Source organism: Leisingera sp. ABM4_103 (assembly GCF_056158685.1).
Window position 1 is genome coordinate 851,853 of record NZ_JBSWTU010000005.1, and the last position, 16,706, is coordinate 868,558.

Here is a 16,706-nt window from a genome sequence, read left to right on the forward strand (position 1 = left end):
AGCCCGCCCCCAAACTGCCGTTAACTGATTGGCTTTCGCGCCCGGCGGCGCAGAAAACTGTTTTCAGATCGCGGGCACAGTCCTTCTTCTGGCCTCAAATATCCCGGGGGAGCCGCGCAGCGCGCGGCGGGGGCAGCGCCCCCTCCCTTCCTTCAATTCCTTCTCAATACCGGAGGAGAACATGGCACTCGACCGCTGGATTGCCCTGGTCATTCTGATGATCTGCCTCGCCTACGGCTATGCGGCCTTCTTCACCATGGATGCCGCCCTGCCGCCCTTCATGAAACGCAACCCGATCTGGCCCAGCACCTTCCCCAAGATCCTGTCGGTGATGGCCATCCTGGTGGCCCTCTACGTGCTGCTGGGCTTTGAAAAGGGCGCTGACGACCCGAAACCGATGGACATCAACTACCGCCGCCTGACGGAGTACAAGCTGGGCCAGGCGCTGGCGCTCTTGGGGCTGATGGCGGCCTATGCGCTGCTGCTGCGGCCTGCGGGCTTCCTGCCCGCAACCGTGGGCTTTCTGGTGGCAGGCGCCTGGGTGCTGGGCGAGCGCAAGCTGCACATCCTGCTGCCTGTCACCGCCGGGGCGGCCGGCGTGGTCTGGTATCTGGTGCAGGAGGTGCTTGGCATCTTCCTGAGCCCCTGGCCCGCATTTCTGACAAACGGAGGCTGACATGCTCGAAGGCATCATGGTCGGGCTGGGAACGGCCTTTTCCCTCACCAATCTTCTGATGGTCATCGGCGGCTGCCTGATCGGCACCTTTATCGGCATGCTGCCGGGGCTGGGGCCGATGTCGATCATCGCTATCATGATCCCGGTGGCGATCTCCATCGGCGACCCCTCCGCCGCGCTGATCCTGCTGGCAGGTGTCTACTACGGCGCGATCTTCGGCGGCTCCACCTCCTCGATCCTGATCAACGCACCCGGCGTTGCCTCCACCGTGGCGACCAGTTTTGACGGCTACCCGCTGGCCCGCCAGGGCAAGGCCGGCAAGGCGCTGACGGTCGCGGCCATCGCGTCGTTCTCCGGCGGCACCATCGGTGCGATCCTCTTGATGATCTTCGCCCCGGCGCTGGCGACCGTGGCGCTGCTGTTTCATTCGGCCGAATACTTCGCGCTGATGGTGGTGGGGCTCTCGGCGATTGCCGCCTTCGCGGGCTCTGGCCAGGTCGGCAAGGCGCTTCTGATGACGCTCCTTGGGCTGATCATGGCTACGGTGGGCGAAGGTGCTTTGTTCAACATGCCGCGCTTCACCATGGGGATTATGGATCTGCAGTCGGGCTTCGGCTTCATCACCCTGGCAATGGCGATGTTCGCCCTGCCAGAGGCGATGTACCTGGTGCTGGACCCCTCCCGCTCTAATTCCGGCAGCGGCAGCAACGAGATCAAGGACCTGCGCATCACCAGGGACGAGGCCAAGGCCATCGCCCCGGTGATCGGGCGCCAGTCGATCCAGGGCTTCCTGATCGGCGTGCTGCCCGGCGCGGGCGCCACAATTGCCTCTTTCCTCGGCTACGCGGTGGAGCGCAACATTGCCCCGAAGGAGGAGCAGGAGCAGTTCGGCAAGGGCTCTGTCAAAGGCCTCGCCGCGCCGGAAAGCGCCAACAACGCCGCCTGCACCGGATCCTTTGTGCCGCTGCTGACGCTGGGCATCCCCGGCTCCGGCACCACTGCGATCCTGCTGGGGGCGCTGATTGCGCTCAACGTCTCTCCCGGGCCGCGGCTGATGGTGGATGAGCCGCAGATTTTCTGGGCGGTGATCATCTCGATGTATCTGGGCAACCTGATCCTCTTGATCCTGAACCTGCCGCTGATTCCCTATATCGCCAAGGTGCTGGCGGTGCCGCGCAATTACCTGATCCCCTTCATCCTGTTCTTCACCCTGATGGGGGCCTACATCGGTCAGAACAATGCCACCGAACTGCTGATCCTGGTGGGTTTGGGGATCTGCGCGACAGTGCTGCGGTTTGCCGACTATCCGCTGGCGCCGCTGCTGATCGGCTTCATCCTCGGGCGGATGCTGGAGGATAATTTTGCCCGCTCGATGCAGCTGTATGACGGGCTGGGGTTCATCCTGGAACGGCCGATGACCCTTGGCCTGCTGGGCCTCGCCATCATCCTTGTGGTTCTGCCCAGCTACCGGGCCCGGCGCGCCCGGCTGCGGGCTGAAGGGTCTGCCGACGCTGACTGATCCGCATCGGGGGCACGGCGTGCCCCGCATCCCGGCCATCTCCGCAGGGGGCGGCCGGAACAAATTGCAGCTGCCGGACAAGCATTTGCCCGGCAGCAGCGGGTTCAACCGGCGGGGCAGTCACCAGCCCCGCGTGATAGCGGCCTGATCACGCTACCGCCGTTACGCAGCCCCTTGCAGCTCAGGCACCAGGCCGAATTGCGAAGCAGGCGAAACATAATACGCTGCCAGGTCCAGGTTCACCTCCGGGTCGCAGGCCATCAGAAACGACCGGTATTCGCGTCCGTCATCATCGCAGATATAGCGGGCCGGCTCCCTGCGCACAGAGTACCCGAACCGTCTCAGCAACAACCCCAGGCTGCGCGGCGATAGCGACATCATCTCTGTGGCGCCAAAGCTGTAAGCCGCCTGGCACAGCCCGGCAACAACCAGCTTGGTCTCAATGGACGGCTGCGCAGCGTCCGCCAGGGTTTCGTCCATCACGAAACGGGTGCACTCCCATGTCCGGCCTGTCTCCGGGTACTCGCTCAGCAATCCGCCCGGTATGCCCTGGATTTTACCGTCCCTGGCATCCTTCAGCATATAAGTCCAATAGCCGTCACTACCGCCGCAGGACGCAGCACGCGCCCCGGCAACGATCCGGCGGCCCTGCGTGACAACCGAGTACACGGCTCCCGGCCGGTCGTACTGATCCTGTTCAAAAGTTCCATCGTGATTCAACCCCCAGCCGAGTTCATCCACCAGCTTCTGTTTGCGCAGGGCAAGAAATCCCTGATACGCCGCTTGGAAGCTGGACCGCTGTTCGTAAGAAAAAATATGTAGCTGCATGGCGCTCTCCTTTTTGCAGCGCCATGATCGAAGGGTCTTAGCCGTTTGAAATCCTGAAGTGTCAGATCAGTCCGAATTTTATTACTTGTGATATCAGCTGTGCGCTTGTCTTGGCTTCAAGCGCTTGCATAGCGGTCCGCCGCCGGGCTCTGACCGTTTCCAGCTTGACCCCTAAATTATCAGCGATTTCCTGATCTTTGCAGCCGTTGCACATCATCCTGAGAACATCTTTCACCGGAGCCGTAAGTGTGATTGCGTTGGACGGCTCAAATTCCAGCGCGTGCAGCGCATAGAGAGCCGCGCGGGCGATCCGCAGGTCTTCGCCCCTCCACTCAGGACCAGAGCAGCTCAGCACAGAGACGCGCCCGTCAGCGCTGATCGCCAGCGTATTGCCGTGGTTCAGCCCAAAGGCCGCGGCGTCTTCAAAAAACGTCTTTGACGCAGGAAAAAGCCGCTCAAGCTCTTTCCAGGTTGCCCAGCCGGTGCTGCTCAACCCGTACTGAATGGTCGGGTCAACAAGCAGGTAGGACTGGTCGACATAGCGATCCACCCAGTCCTTGGCATAAGTGCTGTGGACGAACACCGGTTCTACCCCGTTGAAGCCCACACCAATAGAATATCCGTTCTCAGATATTTCATCCAAGGACCTCAAAAGAATGCCGCGTATATCACTTCTCATATTGTAATCCACACGCATAGTATGCAACCAAATCATATGATACCGCAAAAAGCGATTATCATAAATGATAAATACCTTACCCAGGCAAGACTATGCAAAGAGAAAAGATTACCGCGGCGACCTTAGAAGCGCTCTTACGCACGGTCGCCGAGGCCAACCAGGAAAGGCCCCGCCAGGGAACCCGCCTGTTTAAACGAATTATCGAAAGGATAGAATCAGCGCGCTCGGGCGCTGCTGATGAGCCGGCTAACTAGTATTGCGTCATCTTCTGTAAGATCCGCTGCTTTATCCAGAACGCTACGGTCATCTGCGTTCGGCTCATCTGAAAACAGATAAGCCATGTCTATATTTGCAACTTCACAAATCCGGATGATCCGCGCCACGGTCGGATTGAACCGGCCATTCAGCACCTTGCTGACGTACTCCGGATTATTGCCTGCCGCTTCGGAGACCTCATCATAGTCCAGGCCGCGGATGTCCAGCGCCTGACGAAGGCGCTGCCTCCAAAGCTCAATCCCCTCACCAGCAGAGAGTTGTGTTTTAGTGTCGTGTTCTTTCATAGCAGCAGCATACACAGAACTATAGTTCCCGCAAATAGAATTATAATTCGATCTGCGATATCACTTAGTGCAGATATTCGCGGATCAGCCCCCAGAAACCGATTTACACCCGCACGCAGCTAGAACTATATTTCTATCGCGGCAAATTGCGGGAGGACGCGATGACATTCAGGACTTCAAGACCCCGGCGGATCGGGCCGAAGGGTACAGATTTCCTGAACAGGCCCGCAAGCACGGGCAGCTGCAGTTCCGGACAGCTGTTCTGCTTTTTTTGATGACGCTTGGAGTTTTTGAGATGAACGCCAGTAATGCCGCCCTCCCTGAAACGCAGGCAGAACGCATTCGGGCCGTGATTGCCGCAGCCCAAGACTACGCCCACGCACGCGAAGCCTTCGATGCTGCCTCCAAGGGGCTGGAGCACTCGCACCATCAGAACAGCAGCACATCCGGCCAGCTTCTGGATGAACTCGACGCCGCCGCCGATGACATGGGCATGCGGCAAGCACGGGTTGCAGACCTGATCGCCTCGCTGGTCAGTGACGGCTCACTGGAAACACTGAGCCAGCTTCTGGCAAGCGAGGCAGCCGTTCCCCGCAGCAGCGGCACCTAAGACCGCCTGCCAAGCGCCTCGCGCCGCAACGGCGCTGCCCGGCCCGGCAAGCCGGCAAACAAACTCCAAACCGCACGGCCGCTGATCCGCTCCCGCCCGCCTGGCAGCGCGCGGGGCTATGATCGTTTTCCGAGGCTTAGGGCAGCAGCGTCAAACGGTTGAGGAACTGAGATTTCACCGTTTCCGCGTCCACTGTCATGCAGACGTTGACCGGCTCCCGCCCGCTGTCCGGCGCCGCCAGCGTAGCGCCGGAGGTTTCGCCCTCGCAGGAGACCTCAAGCGGCACCTCACGCATCCCGAACAGCTCCGGATGAGTGCAGGCAATCACCGCCGCCGGGTCATGCAGCGAGCAGCCATTTTTGCCCGCAACCTCCTGATAGAACTTGAGGTAGAAATACGACATTTCCTGAAGCATCCCGCCCAGATCCGGCGACTTGGCCGCAATCGCCTCGAAATCCTCCGCCAGGCAAAGGATCCGGTGGGTGACGTCCAGCCCGACAAAGACCACCTTACCGCCGCCCTGGCAGACCACGTCCGCAGCGTGAGGGTCGTGATAGATATTGGCCTCGGCGTGGGGCGTGATGTTGCCGCCCTCTTCCAGCGAGCCGCCCATCACCACGATGGACTTCACATTCCGGATGAACTCCGGATCGCGCTGCATGGCGAGGGCAATATTGGTCAGCGGGCCGATCGGGCAGACCACCAGCTCGCCCTCATGCTCGCGCGCCATCCGGCAGAGGAAATCCGCGGCATCCTCCGCCAGCGGTTTGCCCTTAGGCTCCGCCGCCGGGATGTCGCCAAAGCCCTCCTCCCCATGCACATGGGACGAGGGTTTGAACGGCGGCAGCACCAGCGGCGCGGTGGCACCTGCGGCCACCGGCACGTCCAGCTCCGCCGCTTCCAGCAGGCGCAGCGCGTTGCGGGTGGCGGTAGCGGTGGTCACATTGCCGAAGATCGTGGTCAGCCCCAGCAGGTCGATGTCCGGCGCCGCGGCGGCATAGAAGATCGCCATGGCATCGTCGATGCCCGGATCGGTGTCGATAATCAGTTTCACCATCTCTCGTGCCTCCCGGCTCACTTGAACTTGTCCATCAGCTTTTCCAGCGCCGACCGGGTGTCCGGCGCCGGTTCAGCCTTGGCCGCCTTCTCCGCCTTCGCTTCCGGCTTGGGTTTGGTGGTGGAGCTGCGCGGCGGCGCCACGCGCAGGGCCACCGCATTCATGAACTTGCCGCCATCGCCCTTCGCCAGCTCAGCCGCGCCGTCGGAAATCCCGCGCATCAGATCGTCCAGCCAGCCCTCGTCCGCCTTCGGGAAGTCGCGCAGCACATAGCCCCCGACCGCGTCCTTGTGGCCCGGATGGCCGATCCCCAGCCGCACCCGGGCATAATCCGCGCCGATATGCGAATGGATCGAGCGCAGCCCGTTGTGGCCCGCATGGCCGCCGCCCTGTTTCATCCGCGCCTTGCCCGGCGCCAGGTCCAGCTCGTCATGCAGCACCACCACATCGGCGGGCGTCAGCTTGTAGAACCGCATCGCCTCGCCCACCGACTGGCCGGAGAGGTTCATGAAGGTCTGCGGCTTCAAGAGCAGCACCTTCTCGCCACCCAGATTGCCCTCGCAGATCAGCGCCTGGAACTTGGACTTCCAGGGGGAAAACCCATGGTCCGACGCGATCTGGTCCAGCGCCATGAAGCCGATGTTATGGCGGTTGCGCTCATATTTCGGGCCGGGATTGCCCAGCCCCACAAAGAGTTTCATGGCCTCTGCCCGCTTGCGTTTCAGTAGCCCTGAGTGATGCCCTATTTGGCCCCGGGAATCCAGAGGCCGGCAGGCTCAGGCAAAGGCCCGGTCCGCGGCAAACGGCGCCAGATCGATGTTGGGCTGGCGGCCTTCCGCCAGATCCGCGATCAACCGCCCGGTGATGCCTCCCAGGGTCAGCCCGATGTGCTGATGGCCAAAGGCAAAAAGCACCCGGTCCGTGTGCGGGCTGGGCCCAATGACCGGCAGCGAATCCGGCATCGTCGGGCGGTAGCCCAGCCATTCACTGTCCGGCTCCGGCAGCGGCCCCAGCATCTCAGCCCCCTTGCGGGCGATGTAGGCCAGCCGCCGCTGGTTCGCGGGCGCTTCCAGCGCGGCAATCTCCACCGTGCCTGTCAGCCGCAAGCCTTTGGCGTGGGGCACCGCGTAAAACCCCGCCTCGCCCCAGCCGACAGGCCGCGTCACCCGGTGCGCCTCGCCCGCATACATCAGGTGATAACCCCGCTCGGTCCCCAGCGGCAGCTTGTCCGTGCCCGCCCCTTTGATGCGTTTCGAGAAAGCCCCGCTGGCGATCACCGCCCGCCCCGCCGTCAGGCTTTGCCCGTCCAGCCGCAGCTCCACCCCGCTGCCCCCGGGTCTCACCGCCTCCACCGGGGCCTGCAGCGTTGTGCCCCCCAGTTCGGTAAAGGCCCGGTGCATCCGGGTGATCAGCTCCAGCGGGTCGCGCAAGTGCCGCGCGGCGTGGAAATGCACCGCGCGCTTGACGGGCAGCTTCAGGCCCGGCTCCATCTCCAGCGCTTCATCCGCACCGACCTCGCGCCAGGGCACCCCCAGCGCGCGGCGCTGCTCCAGGTCCGCCGTGGCCGCCTCCGCCGCCGGTGCCGTCGACCAGACCGACAACTGGCCGCGTTCCACTACCAGATCCCGGGCGCCGGCCGCCTCGATCAGCGGGTTGATCCCGGCATCGGCGTGGGCCAGCAGATCCGCCAGATGCCCGGCAATCCGGCGCGAGGGCGCGGCGCGGCAATTGGCCAGAAAGGACAGCATCCAGCGCGGGTTGCGCAGCGCATGGGCATAAGACAGCGACAGCGGGCTGTCCTTGGAGAACATCAGGCTGGGCAGGCTCGTCAGCACTGCAGGGCTGTTCACCGGCAAGCAGGCATAGGTCGCAAGCGTGCAGGCATTGCCATAGCTGGTGCCGGACCCTGGCGGATTGGGATCCGCCAGCAGCACCCGGTGCCCGCGCATCTGCGCCCACAGCGCGCAGCTCATGCCTACCGCGCCCGCGCCCGCAACGGCTATATCGTAATCGGCCATGCCCCGCTCCCCTCTGCCCAGACGGAACTGGGGCAGCGGCGCCGGGGAAAGTCAATCACCTGCGGACCGCGCGCCGCACAAAAGAAAACGGGCCCCCGGATGGGAGCCCGTAAAAACCGTTGCCCGGATGGGCGCGGGTCTTATTGTTCGACTTCGGTCGCTTCGACTTCTGCGCCTTCTTCGCCTTCTTCCTCATCGGAGGAGGCCAGGCCGGCCGGAGCCGCGATGTTGGCAATCACGAAGTCGCGGTCGATGGTCGGCTTGGAGCCTGCGGGCAGATCGACCGAAGAGATGGTGACCACGTCGCCGATGTTCAGGCCTTCCAGGTCCACCACGATCTTCTCGGGGATCTCGCCGGCGGTTACTTTCAGTTCGACTTCCGGACGCACGACGGTCAGAACGCCGCCCTTCTTGATGCCGGGTGCCTTGTCCTCGTTGATGAACTCAACGTGGATGAACAGGTTGATCTTCGAGGTGCGGCGCAGGCGCATCAGGTCGAAGTGGGTCGGCAGGTCCTTGACCACGTCGCGCTGAACGTCGCGGCAGATCACGCGCACGTCGTCCTGGCCTTCCACTTTCAGGTTCCACAGGGTGGACTTGAACTGGCCGGCTTTCAGCTTTTTCAGCAGCTCGTTGAACGGGATCTGGACTGCCAGCGGCTCTGCGTCGCCACCGTATACCACACCCGGAACCATGCCTGCGCGGCGCGCAGCGCGAGCGGCGCCCTTGCCTGTCCCCGCACGTTCCTGGGCTACGAGATCAGGAATCTCTTTTGCCATCTTAATTCTCCATATGTCTAACCGGGGTGCCTCCAAGGCTGTCACCCCGCGTGAAGCCGTGCCTATAGACCGGTTGCAGCGGTTTGGGAAGGGGCAAAGCCCCCTACCCGGTGCCTCCGGCGCACTATTCCTGCCAGCGGCCGCCGAAATCCTCGGGGATCAGCAGATTATGGCGCCCCAGCCCCTCGACGGAGCGTTCGCCGCACAGCGCCATGGTGGTGTCCAGCTCCTTGCGAATCACCTCCAGCGCCGCCGTCACACCCTTTTGCCCCATCGCGCCCAGGCCATAAACAAAGGCCCGCCCGATCATGGTGCCCTTGGCGCCCAGCGCCAGCGCCTTCAGCACGTCCTGACCGGAGCGGATGCCGCTGTCCAGATGCACCTCGACGTCACTGCCCACCGCATCCATGATCTCCGGCAGCATCCGGATCGAGCTCAGCGCCCCGTCCAGCTGCCGCCCGCCGTGATTGGAAACCACGATGGCATCGGCGCCCAGCTTGGCCGCCATGCGCGCATCCTCGGCGTCCAGGATCCCCTTAAGGATCACCTTGCCGCCCCACATCTCCATCAGCTTTTCGACCTTGCCCCAGTCCAGCGCCGGGTCGAACTGCTCCGCCGTCCAGACGCCCAGCTGCGAGGTGTCGGAAACCCCCTGCACGTGGCCTACGATATTGCCGAAGTTGCGCCGCTTGGCGCCCAGCATCTCGATACCCCAGGCCCATTTGGTCATCAGGTTGGCAATGGTTTTGGGCGTCAGCTTCGGCGGCGCCGACAGTCCGTTCTTCAGGTCCTTGTGGCGCTGGCCCAGGATCTGCAGATCCAGCGTGATCACCAGCGCCGAGCATTTGGCATCCTTGGCGCGCTGGATCAGGCGGCGGATATAGTCTTCGTCCTTCATCGTATAAAGCTGGAACCAGAACGGTTTGGAGGTCGCCTCCGCCACTTCCTCGATCGAGTTGATCGACATGGTGGACAGCGTGAACGGCACCCCGAATTCCTCAGCCGCCTTCGCCGCCTTGATCTCGCCGTCGGCGTGCTGCATCCCCGTCAGCCCCACCGGCGCCAGCGCCACCGGCATGGCCACGTCCTGACCGATCATCCGGCTGGCGGTGGTCCGCCCGGTCATGTCCACGGCCACCCGCTGGCGCAGGCGGATCTTCTCGAAATCGGAAGTGTTCTCGCGGAAGGTCTGCTCGGTCCAGCTGCCGCTTTCGGCATAGTCAAAGAACATCCGCGGCACACGGCGTTCATAGATGCGCTTGAGGTCGTTGATATTGGTAATCACCGGCACCGGACAGTCTCCCGCTTTCGTTTGGTAAAGTTTTCTTACCAATCCAGCCAGACAAAAGCAACGCTGCCTTTGCCGCACCCCTTGAGACGCAAAAACCGCACCCGAAGGCGCGGTTTTTGAAGTTCGTTTTGGTCTATTCAAAATGGTTCCGCCCGGCGTGCGTTCCAGGTCCGGATGCTTAGCCCTTGTGGGCGCCGTCCGCGAGGGACTTCACAAACGCCAGCACCTCATCCGGCGACTTGCCCGAACCGATCTGGCTGACAATGGCGCTGCCCACCACCGCGCCGTCGGCGACCGAGGCGATGTTCTGTGCCTTCTCCGGCGTGTTGATACCGAAGCCCACGATGACCGGCAGATCGGTGGCCGCCTTGATACGCGCGACCTCGGGGCCGACGTCGCCTGCCTCGGCCTCAGCGGCGCCGGTGATGCCGGTGATCGACACGTAATAGACAAAACCGGAGGTGTTCTGCAGCACCTTGGGCAGGCGCTTGTCATCGGTTGTCGGAGTCGCCAGACGGATGAAGTTCAGCCCCGCCTTCTGCGCCGGGATGCACAGCTCTTCGTCCTCTTCCGGCGGCAGGTCCACCACGATCAGACCGTCGATGCCCGCGGCCTTGGCGTCTTCCAGGAACTTGCCGACGCCGCGTTTGTAGATCGGGTTGTAGTAACCCATCAGCACGATCGGGGTGGTGTCGTCACCCTTGCGGAAGTCGGCGGCCAGCTGCAGCGTCTTTTCCAGTGTCATGCCGCCGTCCAGCGCCCGCTGCCCGGCCAGCTGAATGGTCGGCCCGTCGGCCATCGGATCAGTGAACGGCAGGCCCAGCTCAATGATGTCCACACCTGCGCCCGGCAGCCCCTTCACCACCTCCAGCGAGGTCTCGTAGTCCGGGTCGCCCGCCATCACATAGGTGACAAAGGCTTTCTTTCCGGCGGCGTTCAATTCGGCGAATTTGGCATCAATGCGGGTCATGGGCGGGCCTTGCTTTCAGGTTTCCGCCCCGGTGTGCCGAATGTTGCGCGGGAAATCAATCCCGCGCCGCACCGGCCCGGCTCAGCCGCCCAGCGGAATGTGCCAGCGCAGCGTCAGCGTGTTCACGCCCGGGTTCTCATCCGCGGTTGAGGCGTTGGACTTGTGGCTGAACGCCAGGGACACCGCCCTGCCGCTGTGGAACCTCTTGCCCACCGCCAGAAGGGTGCGGATTTCAAAGGCGGAGCCCAAGTCGTTTGCATCGGAGCTTTCGTGATAGGCGCCAGGCATTACGCTGGTCTCGATGAACCAGTCGTTGTTCAGACCGATAACTCCGCTGATGCCGACGCCGGCAAACACATCGCCCGCCTCCTGCACCTCCAGCCCGGCGCCGAAGCGGGCCGACAGCCGCCCGCGTTCATAGAACGGCGCGTGCAGGTAATCCACTGCGAACACTGGGCTGTCTTCCGCCGCATCCCGGTGATAGTCGGAATACCCCAGCCCCAGCGTTACCTCCTGAGCAGCCGCAGGCAAGGCCATGGCAGCCGACAATGCTGCCGCCAGCAAAGCTGTCTGTTTCATTTCAAGCCCCTCGCAGAATTATTTATTTGGCATAAAGATATTTTATTGCAGAGGTTTTCCAAGCCACCTCACGAAAAAGCAATAAGAGGCCCCCCTGTGCAACGCCGCACAGAAAGCAATTGTGGCGCTTTTGCCAGCCATACTTGCCTTGCGCGCACGCCCAATGCTGCCTAGAAGCAGCTCCCAAGTGGCATCAGGAGGCCGAAATGGGCTTTAAAATGGGAATCGTCGGCCTGCCCAACGTGGGCAAGTCGACGCTGTTCAACGCGCTGACCAAAACCGCCTCGGCGCAGGCGGCCAACTTTCCGTTCTGCACCATCGAACCCAACGTGGGTGAGGTTGCGGTGCCGGACGCGCGGCTGGACAAGCTGGCGGAGATCGCCAAGTCGAAACAGATCATCCCGACCCGGATGACCTTTGTCGACATCGCGGGCCTGGTAAAGGGCGCCTCCAAGGGCGAGGGCCTGGGCAACCAGTTCCTGGCCAACATCCGTGAAACCGACGCAATTGCCCATGTGCTGCGCTGCTTTGAAGACGGCGACGTGACCCATGTGGACGGCCGCGTCGATCCGGTGGCCGACGCCGATGTGATCGAGACCGAGCTGATGCTCGCGGATCTCGAAAGCATCGAGAAGCGCCGCGCCAACCTGGTGCGCAAGCTGAAGGGCAACGACAAGGAAGCCCAGCAGCAGGACCGCCTGCTGGCGGCCGCGCAGGCAGTGCTGGAAGACGGCAAGCCCGCCCGCCTGGTCGAGGTCGATACCGAGGACGCCAAGGCCTGGAAGATGCTGCAACTGCTGACCACCAAGCCGGTGCTTTATGTCTGCAACGTGGGTGAGTCGGAATCGGTCGAGGGCAACGCGCACTCCGCCAAGGTCGCTGAAATGGCCGCGGCGCAGGGCAATGCCCACGTCATCATCTCCGCCCAGATCGAGGAAGAGATCAGCCAGCTGGACCCGGAAGAGGCCCAGATGTTCCTGGAGGAAATGGGGCTGGAAGAGGCCGGTCTGGACCGCCTGATCCGCGCGGGCTACGACCTGCTGCACCTTGAGACCTATTTCACCGTCGGCCCCAAGGAAGCACGCGCCTGGACCATCCGCACCGGCACCGCAGCGCCGCAGGCGGCGGGTGTCATCCACGGCGATTTCGAAAAGGGTTTCATCCGGGCCGAAACCATCGCCTATGACGACTTTATCGCCTGCAACGGCGAACAGGGCGCCAAGGAAGCCGGCAAGATGCGGGCCGAAGGCAAGAGCTACATCGTCAAGGACGGCGATGTGCTGCACTTCCTGTTCAACACCTGATCCCTGAACCGTTTTCAGGAGACTGCGGCCCGCCATACCCTTGGCGGGCCGCAGTTTTTTGCGGCACAGGGATCGACCTGGGCACACGCTTGTCCATCCTGTCCGCGGCCCGCGCCGGAAATCCCGGGACGGGCGGCGCAATTGCTCTACTATTATGCCGGAACGCCGCCCCGGAATGCGGCCCCGACTTGCTGCGAGGACAGGCCTCCCATGGAAAAAGACGACGCCATCAATGTTCTGGGCGGCCCGCTGGCACCTTGTTCCACTGCGCCCGTGACCGGCTTTTTCCGCGACGGCCATTGCAACACCTGTGCCGAGGATCATGGCAGCCACACCGTCTGCGTGGTGACCACGGCTGAGTTCCTGGCCTTCAGCAAATACGTGGGCAACGACCTGTCCACCCCGCGGCCCGAGTTCGGCTTTGCGGGCCTCCAGCCCGGCGACCGCTGGTGCCTTTGCGCGGCACGCTTCCTGCAGGCCGCGGATGAGGGCTGCGCCCCCAGAGTGCACCTGGAAGCGACCCACATGCGGGCGCTGGAAATCGTGCCGCTGAGCATCCTGCAAAGCTACGCCGCCGACCCGGCCTGAGCACAGAAGCCTATGTTCTGCAAAGAAAAAGGCGCCCCTCTGGGCGCCTTATCTTTTTGCTTTGGCCGGATGGCTCACTCCTCGAAGGTGCGGCCTTCCTCGGTGTCGGACATGTCAAAGCCCAAGTGCTTGGCGACGGTGAACACGTCCTTGTCGCCGCGGCCGCACATGTTCATCACGATGATATGGTCCTTGGGCAGACCAGGGGCGATCTTCATCACATGGGCCAGCGCGTGGGAGGGCTCCAGCGCCGGGATGATGCCCTCGGTTCGGCAGCTGACCTGGAAGGCCTCCAGCGCTTCCTTGTCGGTGATCGAGACATATTCGGCGCGGCCAGTGTCATGCAGCCACGAATGCTCGGGGCCGATGCCCGGGTAATCGAGACCGGCGGAGATCGAAAAGCCCTCCTGGATCTGGCCGTCATCGTCCTGCAGCAGATAGGTGCGGTTGCCATGCAGCACGCCTGGGCGGCCGCCGGTCAGCGACGCGCAGTGCTCCATCCGGTCGTCCACGCCCTTGCCGCCGGCCTCGACGCCGATGATCTTCACCGAGGGATCATCCAGGAACGGGTAGAACAGCCCCATCGCGTTGGAGCCGCCGCCGATCGCGGCAATAACGGTGTCCGGCAGGCGGCCTTCGCCTTCCTGCTCCTCCAGCTGCCAGCGGACTTCCTTGCCGATCACCGACTGGAAGTCGCGCACCATCGCCGGGTAGGGGTGCGGGCCCGCGACGGTGCCGATGCAGTAGAAGGTGTCGCGCACGTTGGTCACCCAGTCGCGCAGCGCGTCATTCATCGCGTCCTTGAGGGTGCCGCGGCCCGAGGTGACCGGGATCACTTCGGCGCCCAGCAGGCGCATCCGGAACACGTTAGGCGCCTGGCGTTTGACGTCATGCGCGCCCATGTAGACCACGCATTTCAGGCCGAACTTGGCGCAGACGGTGGCGGTGGCCACGCCGTGCTGGCCGGCGCCGGTCTCAGCGATGATCCGGGTCTTGCCCATGCGCCGCGCCAGCAGGATCTGGCCCAGCACGTTGTTTACCTTATGCGCGCCGGTGTGGTTCAGCTCGTCACGCTTCATGTAGACCTTGGCGCCGCCCAGTTCTTCGGTCAGGCGCTCTGCAAAATAGAGCGGGCTGGGGCGGCCGACATAGTGCTTCCACAGGCTGTCCATCTCGGCCCAGAAGGAGGGGTCGTCCTTGGCTTTGTTGTATTCTTCTTCCAGGCTCAGGATCAGCGGCATCAGGGTTTCGGATACGAAACGCCCGCCAAAGATACCGAAACGGCCATTTTCATCCGGACCGTTCATGAAGCTGTTGAAAAGATCGTCGGCCATAGGTGTTCCCTCACTTTCGCAGCGCCCGCAATGACTATAGCGCGGCAGCGCCTTGGTAAAGAGGACTCTGCTCAAGCAGGTCTGCCCGGCTGGGGCTGCCGCCCTGCCGGTTCGTTTGCTCATTCTGTCATGCTGCCGGCCCTAAAGGTCAGGCGGAGAAGGATGGCGGCGCCGCCACGAAGGCGGAGGCGGGCGGGCGTATCCGCCCGCGTGCTAAACGTTGTCTCTGCACGTCCCCTGCAAAGGGGCCCTGTTCCAAGGTGCCAGGGGTGTCAGGCCCGGCTGTGACCGCGATCAGGGGCCACTATGGCAGACCCGGCTTAATACAGGATGAGAGCAGCGTTCGGCGGAGCCGCAACACTCAAGCCGAGCGGTTGAGGACTACTGTTGCGCAATGAGTATTTTTGGAAAGATGAAGCCGCTGGCCAAAGCCCCTTCATCTTTCTTCAAATACTCAAAATCCGCCGCTTGCCCCGCGGATCAGCGGGGCGGCGGCGCGAGGAAGTCAGCCGCGGGCGGCGTGTGCGGCCCGGGTGAAGCTTTCGATCAGCGCGGCGTCCTTCTGGCCCGGCGCGCTTTCAACGCCGGAGGAGACATCCACCTGCCGGGCGCCGGTCATGCGGATCGCCTCGGCCACGTTTTCCGGGGTCAGGCCGCCGGCCAGCATCCAGGGTTTCTGCCAGTATTTGCGCCCCGCCAGCAGGCGCCAGTCAAAGGCGAGGCCATTGCCGCCGGGCAGCTCTGCCTCCTTGGGCGGTTTGGCGTCGATCAGCAGCTGGTCCGCCACCTGCTCATACTCAGCAATCTGCGGCAGATCCGCGGCATCGGCGATGCCAACGGCCTTCATCACCGGCAGGCCGTAGCGGCTGCGCACCTCGGCCACGCGTTGCGGGCTTTCCTTGCCGTGCAGCTGAAGCATGTCGAGCGGTACGGCGCTGGTGATAGCATCCAGCTCCGCGTCGGTGGCATTCACCGTCAGCGCCACCTTGCACAGGCCCACGGGCGCTTCGACGGCCAGCGCGGCGGCTTGTTCGATGCTGACGTTGCGGGGCGACTTCGGGAAGAAGACGAACCCCGCGTAGGCTGCGCCTGCCGCCGCAACGGCGGCCACATCCTGCGGGGTGCTGAGCCCGCAGATCTTGACCCGGATGTCCGTCATGACCGGCTCAGCTTGCGTCTTCGAGAAGCGCCAGGACTTCGTCCTTGCCTTCGTGTTTCTGCTTTTTCAGCCGCTTCACTTCGCGGTTCAGCTTGCGCGCCTCGCGGGCCTTTTCGGCCGCTTCGCGGCGGTGCTTGTGCTCGCGGATCCATTCCCACAGGAAGCCCAGCACCAGACCGGCGCCGACCCCGCCCAGAACCACCGCAAACAGCGGCAGCGAGACGCCCGGATTAAAACCGAACAGCTCACCCAGTGCCTCCGGCATCAGTTTGAGCTCAACAAAACTGCGGTTTGCAAGGCTCACGGACACCAGCACGATGGCCAGCGCCCCCAGAACCGCGTAGCGAATGTAACGCATCAGGCTTTCCCGTTCAGGCGGTCCCTCAAGAGCTTACCCGTCTTGAAGAACGGCACATGTTTTTCCTCGACATGGACGGTTTCACCGGTGCGGGGATTGCGGCCGACCCGCGAGTCCCGCTTCTTGACCGAAAAAGCGCCAAAGCCGCGCAGTTCGACCCGGTCGCCCCGGGCCATCGCGTTGGTCACTTCCTCAAACACCGTGTTCACGATCCTCTCCACATCCCGCTGATACAGGTGCGGGTTTTCGTCTGCAATCTTCTGAATCAACTCAGAGCGGATCATGATCTGTCTTCCTCCCAGGCTGCCATAATGTTTTGGCTATTATTCTGAGAGTATAGGAAAAATTCCCGCGTGGGGGAACAAAATGCCGCATGCAGGGCGGGAAATCCGGCAAG

The 16,706-nt window shown here is 63.1% G+C and carries 19 protein-coding genes; 5 read left to right on the forward strand and 14 right to left on the reverse strand.

The genetic code is table 11. The features are described 5' to 3' along the window. Nucleotides 1–181 precede the first annotated feature (181 nt). A complete protein-coding gene (locus ACXAED_RS05675; protein WP_421054398.1) occupies nt 182–676 on the forward strand; it encodes a tripartite tricarboxylate transporter TctB family protein in 495 nt (164 codons plus the stop codon). 1 nt (nt 677) lies between these two features. Continuing rightward, nucleotides 678–2,195, forward strand: coding sequence for a tripartite tricarboxylate transporter permease (locus ACXAED_RS05680; RefSeq protein ID WP_475047576.1), 1,518 nt, complete (start codon nt 678–680; stop codon nt 2,193–2,195). Between the two features lie 162 nt (nt 2,196–2,357). Here the strand turns inward: ACXAED_RS05680 and ACXAED_RS05685 are convergent, their stop codons facing one another. From ACXAED_RS05685 to ACXAED_RS05695, 3 genes are all read right to left on the reverse strand, one after another. Then, nucleotides 2,358–3,023 carry an acyl-homoserine-lactone synthase gene (locus tag ACXAED_RS05685; protein WP_475047578.1) on the reverse strand — a complete coding sequence of 222 codons (666 nt, stop codon included), beginning with the start codon at nt 3,021–3,023 and terminating at the stop codon, nt 2,358–2,360. 61 nt (nt 3,024–3,084) lie between these two features. Beyond that, a complete protein-coding gene (locus tag ACXAED_RS05690; RefSeq protein WP_475047579.1) occupies nt 3,085–3,720 on the reverse strand; it encodes a helix-turn-helix transcriptional regulator in 636 nt (211 codons plus the stop codon). A 197-nt stretch (nt 3,721–3,917) separates the two neighbouring features. Continuing rightward, complete coding sequence (locus tag ACXAED_RS05695) at nt 3,918–4,262, reverse strand: helix-turn-helix domain-containing protein (protein ID WP_475047581.1); 345 nt, start codon at nt 4,260–4,262, stop codon at nt 3,918–3,920. A 295-nt stretch (nt 4,263–4,557) separates the two neighbouring features. Between ACXAED_RS05695 and ACXAED_RS05700 the strand changes: the two genes are divergently transcribed. Beyond that, nucleotides 4,558–4,872: a hypothetical protein gene (locus ACXAED_RS05700; RefSeq protein WP_475047583.1), complete on the forward strand. Its 315-nt coding sequence runs from the start codon at nt 4,558–4,560 to the stop codon at nt 4,870–4,872. A 136-nt stretch (nt 4,873–5,008) separates the two neighbouring features. On the opposite strand, the gene ACXAED_RS05705 is transcribed toward ACXAED_RS05700, so the two are convergent. From ACXAED_RS05705 to ACXAED_RS05735, 7 genes are all read right to left on the reverse strand, one after another. Continuing rightward, a complete protein-coding gene (locus ACXAED_RS05705; protein ID WP_475047586.1) occupies nt 5,009–5,929 on the reverse strand; it encodes a nucleoside hydrolase in 921 nt (306 codons plus the stop codon). Between the two features lie 17 nt (nt 5,930–5,946). Further along, nucleotides 5,947–6,630 carry an aminoacyl-tRNA hydrolase gene (gene pth, locus ACXAED_RS05710; RefSeq protein ID WP_475047589.1) on the reverse strand — a complete coding sequence of 228 codons (684 nt, stop codon included), beginning with the start codon at nt 6,628–6,630 and terminating at the stop codon, nt 5,947–5,949. A 75-nt stretch (nt 6,631–6,705) separates the two neighbouring features. Then, the gene (locus tag ACXAED_RS05715) at nt 6,706–7,947 is read right to left on the reverse strand and encodes an NAD(P)/FAD-dependent oxidoreductase (RefSeq protein WP_475047592.1); all 1,242 of its coding nucleotides are present in this window, start codon (nt 7,945–7,947) and stop codon (nt 6,706–6,708) included. 140 nt (nt 7,948–8,087) lie between these two features. After that, the gene (locus tag ACXAED_RS05720; RefSeq protein WP_475047595.1) at nt 8,088–8,726 is read right to left on the reverse strand and encodes a 50S ribosomal protein L25/general stress protein Ctc; all 639 of its coding nucleotides are present in this window, start codon (nt 8,724–8,726) and stop codon (nt 8,088–8,090) included. Nucleotides 8,727–8,850: 124 nt separating this feature from the next. After that, entirely contained in the window at nt 8,851–10,017 is a 1,167-nt protein-coding gene (locus ACXAED_RS05725) for an alpha-hydroxy acid oxidase (RefSeq protein WP_475047598.1), read from the reverse strand. 178 nt (nt 10,018–10,195) lie between these two features. Continuing rightward, nucleotides 10,196–10,987, reverse strand: a complete 792-nt coding sequence (gene trpA, locus ACXAED_RS05730; protein ID WP_475047600.1) for a tryptophan synthase subunit alpha — start codon at nt 10,985–10,987, stop codon at nt 10,196–10,198. An 81-nt stretch (nt 10,988–11,068) separates the two neighbouring features. After that, nucleotides 11,069–11,566 carry an acyloxyacyl hydrolase gene (locus tag ACXAED_RS05735; RefSeq protein WP_475047603.1) on the reverse strand — a complete coding sequence of 166 codons (498 nt, stop codon included), beginning with the start codon at nt 11,564–11,566 and terminating at the stop codon, nt 11,069–11,071. A gap of 206 nt (nt 11,567–11,772) precedes the next feature. Between ACXAED_RS05735 and ychF the strand changes: the two genes are divergently transcribed. Together ychF and ACXAED_RS05745 are read left to right on the forward strand one after the other, a co-directional pair. After that, the gene (gene ychF / locus ACXAED_RS05740) at nt 11,773–12,870 is read left to right on the forward strand and encodes a redox-regulated ATPase YchF (protein WP_475047605.1); all 1,098 of its coding nucleotides are present in this window, start codon (nt 11,773–11,775) and stop codon (nt 12,868–12,870) included. A gap of 210 nt (nt 12,871–13,080) precedes the next feature. Then, nucleotides 13,081–13,458, forward strand: coding sequence for a DUF2237 family protein (locus ACXAED_RS05745; protein ID WP_475047608.1), 378 nt, complete (start codon nt 13,081–13,083; stop codon nt 13,456–13,458). A gap of 74 nt (nt 13,459–13,532) precedes the next feature. Here the strand turns inward: ACXAED_RS05745 and trpB are convergent, their stop codons facing one another. From trpB to ihfB, 4 genes are all read right to left on the reverse strand, one after another. After that, nucleotides 13,533–14,792, reverse strand: a complete 1,260-nt coding sequence (gene trpB, locus ACXAED_RS05750) for a tryptophan synthase subunit beta (RefSeq protein WP_475047610.1) — start codon at nt 14,790–14,792, stop codon at nt 13,533–13,535. Between the two features lie 505 nt (nt 14,793–15,297). Beyond that, nucleotides 15,298–15,951, reverse strand: coding sequence for a phosphoribosylanthranilate isomerase (locus ACXAED_RS05755; RefSeq protein ID WP_475047613.1), 654 nt, complete (start codon nt 15,949–15,951; stop codon nt 15,298–15,300). A gap of 7 nt (nt 15,952–15,958) precedes the next feature. Next, nucleotides 15,959–16,309 (reverse strand): lipopolysaccharide assembly protein LapA domain-containing protein, encoded by a 351-nt coding sequence (locus ACXAED_RS05760; protein WP_475047615.1) that lies wholly within the window; start codon nt 16,307–16,309, stop codon nt 15,959–15,961. Next, nucleotides 16,309–16,593: an integration host factor subunit beta gene (gene ihfB, locus ACXAED_RS05765; RefSeq protein WP_008557618.1), complete on the reverse strand. Its 285-nt coding sequence runs from the start codon at nt 16,591–16,593 to the stop codon at nt 16,309–16,311. Before ihfB ends, ACXAED_RS05760 begins: the two co-directional genes overlap by 1 nt. Between the last annotated feature and the right edge of the window lie 113 nt (nt 16,594–16,706).